At 67.0% G+C, this 15,355-nt stretch carries 14 protein-coding genes and 1 pseudogene; 9 read left to right on the forward strand and 6 right to left on the reverse strand.

Going from position 1 to position 15,355, the window contains the following annotated elements; translation table 11 throughout:
* Positions 1–31: 31 nt before the first annotated feature.
* From IU450_RS25645 to IU450_RS25675, 7 genes are all read left to right on the forward strand, one after another.
* Positions 32–1,105, forward strand: a complete 1,074-nt coding sequence (locus IU450_RS25645) for a sugar ABC transporter substrate-binding protein (RefSeq protein ID WP_195152304.1) — start codon at positions 32–34, stop codon at positions 1,103–1,105.
* A 6-nt stretch (positions 1,106–1,111) separates the two neighbouring features.
* Positions 1,112–3,280: an ABC transporter permease gene (locus IU450_RS25650; RefSeq protein WP_195152305.1), complete on the forward strand. Its 2,169-nt coding sequence runs from the start codon at positions 1,112–1,114 to the stop codon at positions 3,278–3,280.
* On the forward strand, positions 3,277–4,359 hold the full coding sequence (locus tag IU450_RS25655) for a hypothetical protein (RefSeq protein ID WP_195152306.1): 1,083 nt from the start codon (positions 3,277–3,279) through the stop codon (positions 4,357–4,359). The genes IU450_RS25650 and IU450_RS25655 overlap by 4 nt, the downstream gene beginning before the upstream one ends.
* 5 nt (positions 4,360–4,364) lie before the next feature.
* On the forward strand, positions 4,365–5,873 hold the full coding sequence (locus IU450_RS25660; RefSeq protein WP_324197821.1) for a sugar ABC transporter ATP-binding protein: 1,509 nt from the start codon (positions 4,365–4,367) through the stop codon (positions 5,871–5,873).
* 51 nt (positions 5,874–5,924) lie between these two features.
* Positions 5,925–6,881: an alpha/beta hydrolase gene (locus IU450_RS25665; RefSeq protein WP_228835109.1), complete on the forward strand. Its 957-nt coding sequence runs from the start codon at positions 5,925–5,927 to the stop codon at positions 6,879–6,881.
* Between the two features lie 96 nt (positions 6,882–6,977).
* Entirely contained in the window at positions 6,978–7,505 is a 528-nt protein-coding gene (locus tag IU450_RS25670) for a cupin domain-containing protein (protein ID WP_195152308.1), read from the forward strand.
* A 173-nt stretch (positions 7,506–7,678) separates the two neighbouring features.
* A complete protein-coding gene (locus IU450_RS25675; RefSeq protein WP_195152309.1) occupies positions 7,679–9,034 on the forward strand; it encodes an MFS transporter in 1,356 nt (451 codons plus the stop codon).
* Positions 9,035–9,629: 595 nt separating this feature from the next.
* Here the strand turns inward: IU450_RS25675 and IU450_RS40035 are convergent.
* The 5 genes and pseudogenes from IU450_RS40035 to IU450_RS25695 form a co-directional block, all read right to left on the reverse strand.
* Positions 9,630–9,858, reverse strand: a pseudogene (locus IU450_RS40035) (hypothetical protein); the annotation flags it as partial.
* Between the two features lie 91 nt (positions 9,859–9,949).
* Positions 9,950–10,240, reverse strand: coding sequence for a WhiB family transcriptional regulator (locus tag IU450_RS25680; RefSeq protein WP_195152310.1), 291 nt, complete (start codon positions 10,238–10,240; stop codon positions 9,950–9,952).
* Positions 10,237–10,446: a hypothetical protein gene (locus IU450_RS25685; protein WP_195152311.1), complete on the reverse strand. Its 210-nt coding sequence runs from the start codon at positions 10,444–10,446 to the stop codon at positions 10,237–10,239. The genes IU450_RS25680 and IU450_RS25685 overlap by 4 nt, the downstream gene beginning before the upstream one ends.
* A 24-nt stretch (positions 10,447–10,470) precedes the next feature.
* Positions 10,471–11,589 (reverse strand): NDMA-dependent alcohol dehydrogenase, encoded by a 1,119-nt coding sequence (locus IU450_RS25690; RefSeq protein WP_195152312.1) that lies wholly within the window; start codon positions 11,587–11,589, stop codon positions 10,471–10,473.
* Positions 11,590–11,680: 91 nt separating this feature from the next.
* Positions 11,681–12,502 (reverse strand): acyl-CoA thioesterase domain-containing protein, encoded by an 822-nt coding sequence (locus IU450_RS25695; protein ID WP_195152313.1) that lies wholly within the window; start codon positions 12,500–12,502, stop codon positions 11,681–11,683.
* A 241-nt stretch (positions 12,503–12,743) separates the two neighbouring features.
* Here IU450_RS25695 and IU450_RS25700 point away from each other — a divergent pair, with 241 nt between their 5' ends.
* Both IU450_RS25700 and IU450_RS25705 read left to right on the forward strand, forming a co-directional pair.
* Positions 12,744–13,463 (forward strand): GntR family transcriptional regulator, encoded by a 720-nt coding sequence (locus IU450_RS25700; RefSeq protein ID WP_195152440.1) that lies wholly within the window; start codon positions 12,744–12,746, stop codon positions 13,461–13,463.
* Between the two features lie 103 nt (positions 13,464–13,566).
* Positions 13,567–13,938: a hypothetical protein gene (locus IU450_RS25705; protein WP_195152314.1), complete on the forward strand. Its 372-nt coding sequence runs from the start codon at positions 13,567–13,569 to the stop codon at positions 13,936–13,938.
* Between the two features lie 77 nt (positions 13,939–14,015).
* Here IU450_RS25705 and IU450_RS25710 read toward each other — a convergent pair whose 3' ends face one another.
* Positions 14,016–15,104, reverse strand: coding sequence for a lactonase family protein (locus IU450_RS25710; protein WP_195152315.1), 1,089 nt, complete (start codon positions 15,102–15,104; stop codon positions 14,016–14,018).
* Positions 15,105–15,355: the final 251 nt, after the last annotated feature.

Consider the following 15,355-nt stretch of genomic DNA (forward strand, 5'->3'; position numbering starts at 1 on the left):
AAACACCCTCGCTCACAAGGAGTCTTCAACGATGAAGAAGAAGTTGATCGCCCTCGCTCTCGCCTCGGTCTCGGCCGTCGTGCTCGCAGGTTGTTCCACCGGTGGTCGCACCTCGGCCACCGGACCCGCGGGAGGTGAGGGTCAGACGTTCGGTGAGAACGTGCAGCTGTTCGACGCGACGCAGAAGGTGCACGAGTCGATGCAGGGCAAGAAGGTCGCCTTCGTGCCGATTCTCTACAAGGGCTACAACCTGACGATGAACTGGGGCGCGTCGATGGAGCGCGCCTTCGGCAACCTCGGCGCCGACTTCCAGGTCTACGACCCCAACTTCGACACCGACAAGATGACCAGGATCATCAGCGACCTGATCGCCCGCAAGGCCGCCGACGTGCTGATCCTGCACAACCCCGACGTCGGTGTGCTGTCCAAGCAGATCGAGGACGCTCAGCGCGCGGGGATCTACACGGTGGTGGTCAACATGATCTCGAGCCGTCTCGGCGACGCCTACATCGGTGTCGACAACCTCGCCGCCGCCGAGGACATCGCCCAGCGGGCGGTGCAGGACTGCGAAAAGCGTGGCGCTCCCAAGCGATTGGCGATTATCGACGGTCCGGGCAATGACGCGGCCTCACTGCTGTGGTCCAAAGGGGTGCACAACGTGCTCGACCCCGCCGGTTTCGAGGTGGTGACCACCGCACACACCCAGTGGCAGAACTCGCTCGCGCAGCAGGCCGCCGAGTCGATCATCCAGCAGCAGAAGAACAACTTCTGCGGGTTCCTGGTCACCTACGACCTCAACTCCGTCGCCGTCGGTGACGCCGTGCAAAGCGCGGTCTCGCGCGGTGTGATCCCCGCCGATTCCCTCGGCACCTACACGATGGCTGCCGACACCGTGTGGTGCGACGCGCTGCGCGCGGGCAAGGTGACCGCCTCGGCCTCCTACGATGTCCAAGGCGTCGGCACCGCCGCGGTGGTCACCACCCAGCAGCTCGTCCAGACCGGCGCACCAGCGGGTAGCAGCCACACCGTCGCGTTCGTGCCGCACACCATCGTGGACCGCGCGAACGTCGACAACACCACCATCGCCTGCTATAAGGGGCAGTGAGCGGCGATGAAACTGCAGTCACGCTCGCGGGGAATCGACGCCTTCCCCCTGACCGGCGGGAAGTGGCGTGACCGGCTCGCGCCGGCCAGGACCCTGTCGGACCTGTTCGAGAAACGCTGGATGGAGGGCGCGGTACCACTCGCCCTCGCCCTGTTGCTCAGCCTGTTGTTCGTCTCCTTCACCCCGGTCGGACCGGCCGACACCCCGATCATCCTGGACGAGGTGTCGGAGAAGGGGCTGCTGGCCATCGGGCTGACCGTGGTGCTGGTCTGTGGTGGCATCGACCTGTCGATCGGTTCGATGGTCGGCCTGACAGCGATCGGCGCGATGGTCGCCTCCCGCGCCTGGGACTGGCCGATGGCGATCGTCGCACCGGGCGCCGTGATCTTCGGTGCGCTGCTCGGCAGTGTGAACGGCTACTTCATCGCCTACCGCAAGATGCGGCCGTTCATCACCACATTGGTCACCCTGGTCGCTTTCGGTGGTGCGGCCGCCGCGTTGCAGTCGGCGTTCAGTTTCGAGCTGAGTATGCCCAAGCCCGATATCGTCTGGGACTTTCTCGGCGAGGGCAGCATCGCGCTGATCCCGACGGGCTGGTTCTTCTTCGGGTGCGTGCTGATAGCCGTGCATGTCGGCCTCACCCGGTCGCGGTGGGGCTGGTGGGTCGCGGCAGTCGGCAGCGATCGGCGTTCGGCGCGGCGCAACGGCATTCCCGTCGACCGGGTCACCTTCTTCGTCTACGTGCTCTCGGGTGCGCTGGCCGGGTTGGCCGCCCTGCTCACCTCGGCCAGGGTCGGGCGTACCGACCCGGACGTGGGCCAGGGCTGGGAGATCATCGTCCTTACCGCCGTCGTGCTCGGTGGTGTCAGCCTCGAGGGCGGCCGGGGATCGGTGCTGCGGGCCACCGTCGGCATCATCGTCGTGCAGGTGATCCAGCAGGCTACCGTGGCGCTGCGACTCGAAGGTTCGTACTACACGGTCATTCTCGCCACCGCACTGCTCGTGTTCGCGGTGCTCGACCTGCAATGGGGCAAGTATCGGCAGCGTACCGCCGACAAGCTCAAGATCGATCCGGGCCGGATCATTCTCGGCCCGCTCCTCGATGTCACCGAGCCGGGCACGGTGTGGACGATCAACAACAGAACGACCGACGCGCCCCCGATCGGCCTCGGCAAGATCGAGGGCGCCGAGGACTGCGCGGTCGACCCCGAGGGCAACGTCTACTGCGGCGACCGTCGCGGCTGGGTGTGGCGCTTCCGTGCCGACAACCCGGACGAGGGTGAGATCTTCGCTCGCACAGGCGGTTTTCCGCTCGGCCACGGGTGGGATCGGGACGGACAGCTGCTCGTCGCCGTCGGCGGCATGGGCATCTACCGGATCTCCCCGGACGGTGAATCCGAGCCGATCGCGACGAAGGTCAGGCGCAGTCGTTTCTCCCTGCTCGACGATTCCGGCCTGCGTGCCGTCGACGACCTCGACGTCGCACCGGACGGTTCGATCTACGTGTCGGACTTCTCGACGCGAACCAACGCCGCCGAATACCTGGTGGAGCTGGTGGAATCGCGGGCCAACGGGCGGGTGGTCCGCATCGATCCCGACGGCGGCACCGAGGTGGTCGTCTCCAACAGCGTGTTCCCCAACGGCATCTGTACCTCGCACGACGGCCAGTCGATCCTCATCGCCAGCACCGGCCTCTGCCGGGTGGATCGCCTCTGGATCGCCGGACCCAAGCAGGGGCAGCTGGAACCGGTGCTGGAGAACCTGCCCGGTAACCCCGACAACCTCAACCGCTCCTCCGACGGCAACTACTGGCTGCCGTTCGTGTCGATGCGCACGCCGATGTCGGACCTGCTCAACCGCTACCCGGCGGTGCGCAGGCGGATGACCAAGGAGGTGCCGCTGGACAGCTGGGTGGTGCCGCAACTCAACGTCTCGTGCGTGATGAAGTTCAACGATCGCGGCGAAGTCCTTCAGGTGCTGTGGGATTCGTCGCTGGCGAACTACCCGATGGTGACCGCGGTGAAGGAACGGGCCGGTCAGCTCTATCTGTGCGGTGTCAGCAACAACCGCATCGGTCGACTCACGCTCGACCCGAGCGAGGTCGGAACGATCGACCCGGCCGCGGTTCCCGGGGTGATCGTGCCCAGTCGATCGATGGTGGAGGTGCAGCGATGAACCGCACGATCAGCGCCCTGAAGGAATGGCTGAACCCCGACTGGGCCCGGCACCGCACGGTGCCGCCGTTCGAGGCGGGGCTGCGGCCCAATCGCCGGCTCGATGAGGGCATGACCCTGCTGCCCGATGCCGAGTTCGAACCCGACGACGTGCTCATCCGCGACCACGGTGAGGTCGTCTTCTCCAGCGGTGACAGCATTTTCACGCTGACCGATGGCGTCGTCACGCGCGTGGTGACGCTCGGCGGGCAGGTCGGGAGTCTGTTGGTCGCCGAGGACCGGCTTGTCGCCGCCGTCGAGGGCGTCGGCCTCGTCACGGTCGACGCGAGCGGAGTGGCCGCCGACCTGTGCACCGATGCCGAGCTGGCCGCGTGCGTCACCGATCTGGCCCTGCTGCCCGACGGTGTCGTGCTGGCAACCATCGGCTCCCATGAGGTACCGGACTGGTCCGCCGCGCTGGTCGCCGATGATCGGAGCGGGCGCATCGTGCGCGTCGACGGGTCGCGCGCCGAGGTGGTCGCCGAAGGTCTCGGCTGGCCGGGCGGCATCGAAAACGCCGGCGACGGTGAGGTTCTGGTGTCGCTGGGTTTCGACCATCGCATCGAACGGCGCGGCGTGGCCGCCCCGGGTAAGCCCGGGACCGCGGTGGGGGCGAACCTGCCGGTGTATCCCGGCCGGATCGCCGCCACCACGGACGGCTGGTGGGTCGCCGCGCCGTACGCGCGCAACCGCTTCACCGAATTGCTGCTCGACGAACCCGAATTGCTGCGCGAAATGACCGCGACGATTCGTCAGGACCAGTGGTTCGTCCCACGCCTGCGGTGCCCGGATCCCTACACCGACACGCTGCAACTGGGGCAGCTGCGTGTACACGGCGTGATCAAACCGTGGGCGCCCGCGCGGTCGTACGGCCTGGCTTTCCGGATCGATCAGCGGGGACGCATCGCCGAAAGTGTGCATTCGCGCGCGGACGGCGACCGCCACGGGGTCACCGGTGTGGCGTCACGTGACGGCCGAATCGTGGTGGCCGCGCGCGGTTTCCGTAACCTGCTCGAGCCGCAGACAGACAACGAAAGGTGAGCACCGTGAGCGACACCGCCGTCGCCGCCGAGCCGGTGATCCGGCTCAGCCGGATCAGCAAGCACTACAACGGAACATACGCGCTGCGCGATGTCGACTTCGAGGTCGCCCCGGGCGAGATCCACGCCCTGCTCGGCGAGAACGGCGCTGGAAAATCCACCCTCGTGAAGGTGATCTCGGGGGCGATCGAACACGACGCGGGCACCCTGCTCGTCACCGGCCGCATGCGCAACTTCAGTACCCCCAAGGAATCGGCCGAGGCCGGGGTCGCGATGGTGTACCAGGAAGGATCGCTCGTCGAGTCGATGACCGTGGCGCAGAACCTGTTCCTCGGTGACGAGAAGGCCTTCAACAATCTCTCCCAGCTCAACGTGGTGGCGCGAGAACTGCTGGAGTCACACAACTTCCACATCCGGCCCGAGGTGCCCGCGGGTGCGCTCGGCATCGCCCAGAAGCAGATGGTGGAGATCGCCCGCGCCGTGCACCGCGACGCCAAGGTCGTCATCCTCGACGAACCGACCGCCTCGGTGACACCGGAGGAACGGCTGCAACTGTTCCTGTCGATGCGCAGGCTCAAAAGGCAGGGCATCGGGGTCGTTTTCATCACCCACATGCTCGACGAGGCGCTGGAAGAGGCCGACCGCATCACCGTGCTGCGCGACGGCGAGGTGCAGGGCACGCTGGACAAACCGGCTTTCGATCGTGCCGAGGTGGTGCGAATGATGGTGGGTCGCAGCGTGGAATATCAACGGGTACCGCCGAATCGGGAGCCCGACCCGGCGCCGGTGCTCGAGGTCGAGGACATCACCCTGCTTCCGGCCGTGCGCAACATGTCGTTCTCCGCGCACGCGGGGGAGATCGTCGGCATCTACGGCCTTGTCGGTGCCGGGCGCAGTGAGACCGCGATGATCGTCGCCGGGGTGACCAAGCGCCGGCGTCTGCGTGGCGGCACCGTCCGACTCGACGGCCGCAAGGTGCGTTTCCGGACACCGCGCCACGCCCGCCGCGCGGGCCTGGTCTACATCACCGAGGACCGCAAGGCCTCGGGCTTCTTCGGCCACTTCTCGATCGCCGACAACATCTATTTCGGGCACCTGTGCAGCGCGCCACGCCTGCCGTTGCTGGTGCGGCCGGGGGAGCGCAAGACCGTGGCTCAACGCTTCGTCGAGCGTTTCCATGTGCGCACGCTGCGACCCGACCGGGCCGAACTCGAAGAGCTCAGCGGCGGCAACCAGCAGAAGGTGGTGCTGGCCAAAGGGCTGACCCGCCAGCCTCTGGTCGCGATCATCGATGAGCCGACCCGCGGTGTGGACCTCGGCACGATCACCGAAATCCACGCGATGATCCGCGCCCTGGCCGACGACGGTGTCGCGGTAATCGTGATCTCGTCCTACCTGCCGGAGATCCGGGCGCTCTCGGACCGGATCCTGGTCGCCAAGCAGGGCAGCATCGTGGCCGAGTTCGATCCGGCCGAGGCTGACGACGCACGACTGATGTTCGCGGCGGTGCACTGAGGGGGAAGGATCCTTCCCAGGAACAGAGTCGTCCTGCCAGGGGCTTTCCGGATGTCGAAGACTGATGTCATCCGGAAAGAACCCCGACGAGCCGAGGACATCATCGTGCAGCACATCGACTTCCCGAACGCCACAGTCACCATGGCGGGCGATCTGTACCTGCCCGAGAACTTCTCCGCCGACCGGTACTACCCGGCGATCGTGTGTGTTCATCCCGGCGGCGGCGTGAAGGAGCAGACCGCGGGTCTGTATGCGGAGAAGCTGGCCGCCGAGGGCTTTGTCACCCTCGCCTTCGACGCCTCCCACCAGGGCGAGAGCGGAGGCATTCCGCGCCGTCTGGAAGACCCCTTCGCCCGGGTCGAGGACGTCCGCGCCGCAGTCGACTATGTGTCGACCCTCGACTTCGTCGATGCCGACCGGATCGGTGCGTTCGGTGTGTGCGCCGGCGGCGGTTACGCGATCGACGCCACCAAGACCGACCGCCGGATCAAGGCCGTCGGCACCGTGAGCCCGGTCGACATCGGCGCCACCTTCCGTCGCGGCTGGGACGGCTCGCTGCCGCTCGACGCGCAGATCGCCACGCTCGACGCCGTCGCGGGTCAGCGCGCGATCGAAGCCGCGGGCGGGGAGATCGCCGAGATCACCTACGTGCCCGAGATCCTCGACGACACCACCCACGCCGACATGGTCGAAGCGCACGAGTACTACCGCACCCCCCGCGCGCAGCATCCGAATTCCGACAACCGGATGCTGTTCACCGCCAGCGTCACCCGGATCTTCGACTACGACGCCTTCGCCGGCGCCGAGTTCCTGACTCAGCCGGTGCTTCTGGTCGCCGGGTCGGCCGCCGGTTCGTTGTGGCAGGCGGAGGCCCTGCACAAGCGGCTGCCGGAGAACACCGACCTGGTGCTGGTCGAAGGAGCGGGCCACGTGGGTCCCTACGACCGCCCCGAGTACGTCGACCGAGCCATGGCCGCCCTGACCCCCTTCTTCACGGCCAATCTCTGATTCCTGGGTAGTGCCACCCTTCGAAGATGTGATATTCAATATATTATCGACCAATGTGACGGGCATCTCGTCCGTCCGACCCGAAGGGTGACATCCATGACCAGCGAGCATCTAGTCAGAACCGCCCGACGTGTGATCGCGGGCCTCGACGCCGACGGCAAGTCGACCATAGCCGTCGATGAGAACACCGCCACGCGCATCGCCCTGCCCGCGTTCACGGTGAACGACGTGTGGCGAGTCGACGGGTTGCCCGCCGCCATGGCCGACGGCGACACGCTCGGCTCCGAGGTGGAGCTGGATCCGCCCGCCGCGGGCGTGGTGGTGCGCCTGGCGACCTTCCCACCCGACAGCGAGATCGATCCGGCTGTGTACGCGGAATCGATCGGCAATCTGCACGGTGAGGACGCCAAGTCCGAGGACGACGCGATCGTCGGCCTGCACGCCACCGAGACCGTCGACATCGCCACCATCATCGACGGCGAGATCTACGCGATCTACGAGACGGGGGAGACCCTGCTGCGTGCGGGCGACACTGTGGTCAACCGCGGGATCAAGCACGCCTGGAGCAACCGCACCGACAAGCCGGTGACCATGGTCGCGGTCATGCTGCCCGGTAAACGCTGAAGGCTGAACATTCCGGTACGCAAGGCCTGGGAACCGTCGACGGTTCCCAGGCCTTTGTTGTGGTTGCGCTCGAGTTTGCCGGAGCGAAATGTATTCAGGATCATATATTGTGCTATATCGTGATTTACGTCGCTCGGCACTGTTGCCGTGGTGGAACGTCGAAGGAGTACGAGATGGATGGTCCGGCCCCGCGCAAACGAAGTGGCCTCGTCGTGGTCGTGCTCTGTTTTCTGACGATCGTGGCTGATGGCTATGACCTCATCGTCTACGGAGCTACCGTGCCCAGTCTCCTGGACGAGCCGGGATGGGAGATGTCGGCGAGCACCGCGGGCTTGATCGGCAGCTGGACACTGGTCGGCCTGATGGTCGGGTTCCTGCTCGCGGGTCCGCTTGCCGACCGCATCGGACGCCGCAAGGTGATGATGGCGGGCGTCGTCTGGTTCTCCGTCGGATGCGCGATCTGTGCCGTCGCCACGTCGCCCGAATTCCTCGGTGCCGCAAGGTTCTTCACCGGCATCGGCCTCGGCGGCGTCGTCCCGTCAGCGGTCGCCCTCACCATGGAATTCGCGCCGCGGAACCGCAGGCAGATCTACAACGGCATGATGCTCACCGGGTACTCCTTCGGTGGCATCGTCGCCGCGCTGGTCGCCATCGCCCTGCTGCCCGACCACAGCTGGCGGGTGCTCTACGCGGTCGGCGCGCTGTGTGTGCTCGTGGTCCCGGTCATGTACTTCTGGTTGCCGGAATCGGTGAACTCGCTGGTGGCCCGCGGCAAGGACGCCGAGGCCGCCGAACTCGCCCTTGCGTACGGCCTCGACATCGACGCGGTGCGTGCCGAGCAGCGGATCCAGGTCGACGCTTCCGCGAGCGCCGACAGCAAGACCGGGCTGCGCATGCTCCTCACCCGCCGTTACCTGCCGTCGTTGCTACTGTTCGTTCTGGTCTGTGTCTGCGCCCAGATGATCACCTATGGCCTGAACACCTGGTTGCCGGTACTGATGCGCGAGGCGGGTTACCCACTGGGCTCCTCGCTGCGATTCCTGCTGGTCCTGCAGGTCGGCGCCATCATCGGCATGATCGGCGGGTCGATGCTCGCCGACCGGTACGGGTCCCGGCGGATCCTGGTCCTGTTCTTCCTCATCGGCGCGGTATCGCTGCTGGCTCTGAGCCGCAAACTCGATACCGCGGTGCTGATGGTCGCGGTAGCCGGTGCCGGGCTCGGGTCCATCGGCAGCAACTCGCTCGCCTACGGCTACGTCGCCGCCAAGTATCCCGCCTCGTGCCGGGGATCGGCCGTCGGCGCCAGCATGGGACTCGGCCGCGTCGGTTCGATCCTCGGGCCGTCCATCGGTGGCTGGGTCGTCGGCTCCTCGCTGGGCAGCCACTGGAACTTCTACGCCTTCGCGATTCCGGCGGTGATCGCCGCCGCCATCGTGATCCTGATGCCCGCCTCGACGGTCGACGACGAGGTCGCCGAAGTACGCGCCCCCGACCCTGATCCGGGCGGTATCGTCGAGCCGGCTCGTTGATCGTTCCAGGTCGTCACGGCGTCGGCGGGCAGGCGGGTCAGGTCGGGACGGGTGCATTGCCGCATCAACGGTGCGAGAGTGCGTTCGGCCTCGTCCCGGCGGCCGGCCCGCCGCAGCGCGGCACCGAGCAACAACCCGGCGCGCGGCCTGGCCAGCGGTCCAGGGTCCACTGCGGCGCTCGCGACGAGGAGTTCGGCCCGTGCTACCGCGCGCTCGTACTCGCCGGCCCTCAGCCACAACCGGATGGCGGAGTCCTCGTCGAATTCGTCGATCAAGCCTTCCGCGAGGAGTCCGCGCGCGCCGTCGCGATCGCCGCGCAGCAACCGCACCCGTCGCGTACGTGGCCAGCAGGAAGTCCACACCGCCGCCGCCTTCGGACGATAGCTCCCTGCTCTTCGTGAGCAGGTCTAAGGCTGCGTCGAGATCGACTGTCTCATAGCGTAGTTCGCCGAGCAGCGCCCCGCCGGACGGGTGGCGTGCGCCGCCGGGCCCCACCGTGGTCCGGGCGGTGTCGAGCGCGACGGTGAACAGCTTCTCCGCGCCCGCGATGTCGAGTTTTCCGCGGGCCGCGAGCCCGGCGAAGCAGCGACCGTACACGGGCAGGAACGGGCCGGTCACGCACGAAACGCTGCAATCCGTCGGGATCCAGCTCAGCGGTGAGTACCTTCACGGCGACCACCCGATCCAGATCCGGCTGGGCGCACCGGTACACGAGGCCGAAACCGCCGCGCCCGATCTCCTCGGCGTCTTCGAAGCCTTGCCGCGGCCGGCTCCGCCGGGATTCCCGAAGCGGAACTGCGCTGTGTCGACTGGATGTCGGCCATCCCGGCTCGATTCGGTACTGCTCCGTAGCGGTGCGCGGGTGCGCTCACCTCTACCGAGGATAACTCCGTCGAAGCCGGTGTTCGACCAGCGTCACAGGCGTTTCGGCCGGTAGTGCACCCAGCGGTACCTGGCTCGCTCGCGCGGTGTCATCCCGCCCCAGATGCCGTACGGCTCGTTGGCGGCGACAGCGTGATCCCGGCAGTGGGTCAGCACTGGGCAGCCCGCGCAGACCTTCTTGGCGGCCAGCATCTTTCGTGATTCCTGAGCCGTGTCGTAAAAGTCGTTGACGTCGTAGGCGCGGCAGGTGGCATGCATCTGCCAGGCCCAGGCCTCCGCGCGCGGCGCGGGCAGCTGCAATGGCTTCTCTCGGGCCGGCCTCATACCGGTTCACCAGCGGTGACGCTGAGCGCGCGCCGGTGAGCCGCCGCGGCCAGCTCACGTTCGCGCTCGCTGTCGGGTCCGCCGAGACCGGCCAGATGGTCGTGCAACCGGGCCTTCGCCGCGTACCAGGCGGCGAGCGCTTGCGCGTCCGCCCCGGGGGCGGGGCGGGTCGGACACAATGCGGTCATTTCGATCAGCACGTTCATGATCGGTCCTTCGACTTGCCGGGATCAGTCGTAGACGACGACGCCCCGCAGGTTCCGGCCGGCATTCATGTCGGCGAAGCCCTGCGTGATGTCATCGAGGGAGTAGCGGGTGGTGACGAGTTCGTCGAGTTTCAGCGAGCCCTGCTGATACATCGCCAGCTGCGCCGGGATGTCGGCGGTGGGGGAGCTCGCGCCGAACAAGGAACCCTGCAGGCGCTTCTGGTAGAGCGTGAGCTCGTGCAGGTTGATGTCGCCCGCGCCCACGGTGGCGTCGCCGAGCCCGACGGCGACACAGGTGCCCGCCTTACGCACAGCGCTCAGCGCCTGGCCGACGTGGCGACCGGTGGTGATGCCGACGGTCACGATCGAGGAGTCGGCGCCTTGGCCGTTGGTCATCGAGCGGGCGAGTTCGGCCGCCTCCTCGATGTCGGCGACGGCATGGGTGGCGCCCAGCTTCAGCGCGGAGTCCCGCTTGAAGGGCACGGGGTCGACGGCGATCACCGCGGCGGCGCCCGCGTGTGCGGCACCTTGGACCGCGTTGATCCCGATACCACCGATGCCCATGACGATCACGACGTGCCCGGGTTTCACCTCGGCCGAGTTCACCGCCGCACCCCACCCGGTGCCGACACCGCAGCCGGTGAGGCAGGCGATGTCGAGCGGGATCGACGGATCGATCTTGATCGCCGAGACCGCGGAGACAGTGGTGTATTCGCAGAAGGTGCCGAGCCCGGCGAGCTGACCGACCGGTGCGCCGTCGAGCGAGAGCCGATAGGAGGTGGGGTCGTCGAAACGCGCACCCGTGGCCAGGAACGCGCCGAGGTCACACAGGTTCTGGTGGCCGTGCGCGCACCACCGGCAGCGGCCGCACACCGGAAGGAAGGAGAACACGACGTGGTCGCCTTCGACGAAGCCCTTGGTGCCCGGGCCGACCGCTTCGACGACACCGGCGCCCTCGTGTCCGCCCGCGAGGGGCAGGATGCCAGGCGTCTGCGTGCCGACAGCGAAATGGTCATCGGAGTGACACAACCCTGCCGCGGCCATCTTGACCCGGATCTCACCGGGGCGCGGGTCTTCGATGTCGAGTTCGACGATCTCGTAGGCGCCGGGTGTCTGTCGCAGCACCGCGCCGCGGGTCAGCACGAGGTGGCCTTGTCGTCGGTCTCCGCCCAGCGGGTCATCGCTGCACTCCTTCCCATCCTTTTATTCAGCATAATATATTCTGAGACCCTCGTCACGCGATCGGCCGAAAGTTCTGCACATCGACGGCGCGGTGCGCGTCGCCGAGCGCGCACAGGGTCGCGGTACCGAAGACGCCGATGCGGTCGAAGGCGACCGCGGTGCCGACCGAGATGCCCGCTTGCTCGATCCGGTCGGTGGTGGCGAAACCCACCGCCAGCCCTACCGGCAGGCGGCCCAGTGCCAACGAGACGTCGGCATTGATGAATTCAAGCCCGTTACTGCCGAGATTGACCGCCACATTCACCACGTCGGCGATGCCCGCGGCCAATTGGAACGGTGTCGCCTGCTCGCCCTCGACTACGGGGATCTGCTCGTGCCAGATCCTTTTGCGAGCGTCGTTGGTGGACTGTGCCGCATCGCCCCAGCCGGTCTTCTCGGTGAAGTAGAGCCGGTGCTGGGCTTCGACCAGCGCGGCGCCGAGCGGCGGCGGCTGCGGCCGCGTACCCCCCGACCAGACCGCACCCGGCGGGCTCTGGCTCGGCGCCAGCCACAGTGCCGATGCTCGGGCGACGGGCCGGCCGTCCTGTTCGAGCACGCTGTCGATCAAGCACAACCGCGTGCCTTCCCGGACGACGGCCGCCGAGGTGGTGCACGGGCGCAGCCGGGCGGGCCGGAACAGGTCGACGGTCCACCGCACCGGCACCAGGTCGGTGCGTCCGATGGTGTGGATCTGCTGCTCGGTGACGCGTGCCAGTGCCGAACTCACCGCGAGGCCACGCATGTGCTCCTCGCCCCACCCGCTCGCGGCTTCGGCCTGGGGGATCAACTCCATCCCTTGCGGGCCGCTCTGTGCCCGGAAGAATGCTGCGGTCATCAGTGTGCCTCCGAAGGTAAGGCAATAATATTAAATATAGGATACTGTCGAATCTGAACAGTAGACCTCCCGAGACCCTTCTGATCCCCGCGGGGCCTCGGGCCACGGCGTCGGTCACCGACGCGCATGTCACATCCATGTGCCACAACCCTCCGGTGACCGACGTCGTTTCCATGGGGCGGTGCTGCGCGATTGTGCTTCGGGGCCGCATAATGCGTAAGTGCCGAACGACAAAGACCCACTGGACGCCGATTCCTCGCCGCGGGAGTTACCCCGCCGGGTGAATTCGCAGCGTCAGCAGTTGTCCGAAGACGTCGCGAGCTACGTGCGGGAACTGATCATCTCGGGCCGGGTGCGCTCCGGTGAGTTCCTGCGCACCGAACCGATCGCCGAAGCGGTGGGAGTGAGTAACACGCCGGTGCGTGAAGGCCTTTTGCTGCTCAGCGGTGAAGGCTTCGTCGAACTGGTCCCGCGGCGCGGGTTCATGGTCTCGGCGTTCAGCAGGCAGGATGTGCGCGATCTGTTCTGGGCACAGGCCACGCTGGCCGGTGAATTGGCTTCGCGCGCAGCGAAATCCATTTCGCCGCGCCAGCTCGCCCACTTGGCCGACGTGGTCGCCCAGCACGAACAGGCGGTCGCCGAGGGGGCCGATCTCGACCGCATCGTTGCGCTGGGGCACGAATTCCATCGCACCGTGAACCTGGCCGCGGATTCCCGCCGTCTCGCGCTGCTGTTGCGCTCGATCGTCAAACAGTTGCCCAACCGGTTCTACGGCAATATCGAGGGCCATGCCAACGAGTCCCTCGACTTCCATCCGGCCATTCTCGAGGCACTGCGGAAACGTCGCGCGAAGACGGCGAGCAGTCTGATGCGCGATCACATCATGTCCGGGGCCGACGAACTGATCGCCATGCTGGAGAAACAGGGCATGTGGTCGACGCAGGAGAAGTCCACCGCCTAGGCCACAGTGTCCAAAAGTTGGACACTCGGTCAACCGGTTCGCGCGCAGCATGGGTGGCGCAGGACACACTGCAGCGAACCGGACAGGAAGGCACCGTTCAACGATGAGCAGCACCCCAGATCAGGCCACCAAAGACCTCGCGGACAACTGGGTCAAGGCCCTCACGAACATCGATCTCTTCAACGAGATCAGCACCGAGGACTGCCTCGTGTGGCACAGTGCCGACGACAAATGGGTGACGGTCGCCGACGCGGTCGCCGCCGTGTACGAGCGTTCCGGTGACGGCCCGATTCCCACCTTCGTTCCGGTCGGGGTGACCTTCACCGAGAAGGGCTTTTTCAACGAGGCGACCACCGAGATCGAGATCGCCGGTCAGCAGACGAAGCTGCACCTGGTGCAAATCGTCGAGGTCCGCGACGGCAAGGCGGCACGGGTCCGTGAGTACATCGGCCCGGAGATGGGCGTCCAGCCCTGATCCCGAACCAGGGTTCTCCGCGGTAGGGGCCCGGTGCCGTGACCGAGATGGTCACGGCACCGGGCCCTTTCGGCCGACTAGGGGGTGATGGCCACGACGGGACCGTCGGACATGACCACGCCGGTGTCGACCGCAGGCCGGCCGGAGCGCGCGAGGCTACCGTCGGCGCCGATCGTGTAGGTGTGCACCCGTGTCGTCACCTCGGCGGTGAGGACATCGATCAAGTACAGCGTCTTGCCGCCGGGATGCAGGGCGACCTGACCCGGCAGCGTGGCCGCGGGCGCCGCGTACGGTGACCCGGGCAGTTCGACCAGCCCCCCGTCCGCGTGCAGGTCGAAGCCGGCGATCGACTGGCCCATGGCATTGGGGACGTACAGGCGGGTGCCGTCGGCGGTTACCACCGCGCCGTGCGGAACTCCGTGGGTCGGGTAGGGCGAGCCGGGTGTGGGCGTCAGTTGCCCGTTCTCGCCGATCGCGAACCCGGACAGATCGAAGCCGAACTCGTTGCTCACGTAGAGGTATCGCCCGTCCGGGCTGAACCCCGGCGCCACCGGACCGAGTTTCACCGTGGTGGCGCCGAGCGGAGTCATCGTGCCATCCGGTGCAATGGCGTAATTGGACATGGTGTTTCCGAGGTAGGTGACCACCCGGAGGAACCGCCCGCTCGGGTCGACAGCCGCCATACCGACGGCGCTGAACCCGTCCACCGGAACCGTCGGCGCTCCCGTGGGGATGAGCGCGCCCGAGGGCGTCACCGTGAACGACTCGACGTGGCCCGGCGCTCCACCGACGACTACGAACAGCTGGGTGCCGTCCGGGCTGAGCGTGGCGGCGGTCGGCGGGCCGCCGACGGTGATGTCCGCGCCGGGGACCGGATGCGGCGTCCCGTTGTCGTCCAGGCGGTACCCGGAGACGCCGAAGTCGCCGGCGTGCGGAACGTAGACGGTGCGGCCGTCTGGGGCGAGTACCAGCGAGAGGACGCCGAATCCGGTCGGGAACGGGCTGTTCGGGACGCTCGACAATGTCCCGTCCTCGGCCACGCGCAGGACGCTGATGCCCATCGACGCGGTGCCCGCGACCACCAGGAACCGGGCATTCGCCGCCGAAGCCGGGGCGGGTGCTGTGCTCCAGCCGACGACGCTGAGCAGCATGGAGATGAAAGCCACTGCGGCGCAACGGAGTAGTCGACTTCGGGCGCGGGATCGGCAGGGTACGGAGAAGGAAGTCATCGGTGATCTCCTCGATGAGATTCGGAGTCCGCGATCGGCAGGAGGCGGATCGCGCGACAACACGGAACGATCACATTTTGTATATGATCTGGCAACCTTCGTTGTGTGCCGTGACAACCGGGCGGACATGTCGTTGCGTTATTTCAAATCAACTTCCGAAGTGATATCGCACACTATATTGTGCATAA

Source organism: Nocardia abscessus, from assembly GCF_015477775.1.
Classification (GTDB): Bacteria; Actinomycetota; Actinomycetes; order Mycobacteriales; family Mycobacteriaceae; genus Nocardia; species Nocardia abscessus_A.

Excerpts from the sequence above, each read along its gene's own strand:
- IU450_RS25705 (WP_195152314.1), top strand. The coding sequence starts at position 13,567 with ATGAGCAGCACCCCAGATCAGGCCACCAAAGACCTCGCGGACAACTGG.
- IU450_RS25655 (WP_195152306.1), top strand. The coding sequence starts at position 3,277 with ATGAACCGCACGATCAGCGCCCTGAAGGAATGGCTGAACCCCGACTGG.
- IU450_RS25645 (WP_195152304.1), top strand. The coding sequence starts at position 32 with ATGAAGAAGAAGTTGATCGCCCTCGCTCTCGCCTCGGTCTCGGCCGTC.
- IU450_RS25685 (WP_195152311.1), bottom strand. The coding sequence starts at position 10,446 with ATGAACGTGCTGATCGAAATGACCGCATTGTGTCCGACCCGCCCCGCC.
- IU450_RS25665 (WP_228835109.1), top strand. The coding sequence starts at position 5,925 with ATGTCGAAGACTGATGTCATCCGGAAAGAACCCCGACGAGCCGAGGAC.
- IU450_RS25670 (WP_195152308.1), top strand. The coding sequence starts at position 6,978 with ATGACCAGCGAGCATCTAGTCAGAACCGCCCGACGTGTGATCGCGGGC.
- IU450_RS25675 (WP_195152309.1), top strand. The coding sequence starts at position 7,679 with ATGGATGGTCCGGCCCCGCGCAAACGAAGTGGCCTCGTCGTGGTCGTG.
- IU450_RS25680 (WP_195152310.1), bottom strand. The coding sequence starts at position 10,240 with ATGAGGCCGGCCCGAGAGAAGCCATTGCAGCTGCCCGCGCCGCGCGCG.
- IU450_RS25695 (WP_195152313.1), bottom strand. The coding sequence starts at position 12,502 with ATGACCGCAGCATTCTTCCGGGCACAGAGCGGCCCGCAAGGGATGGAG.
- IU450_RS25650 (WP_195152305.1), top strand. The coding sequence starts at position 1,112 with ATGAAACTGCAGTCACGCTCGCGGGGAATCGACGCCTTCCCCCTGACC.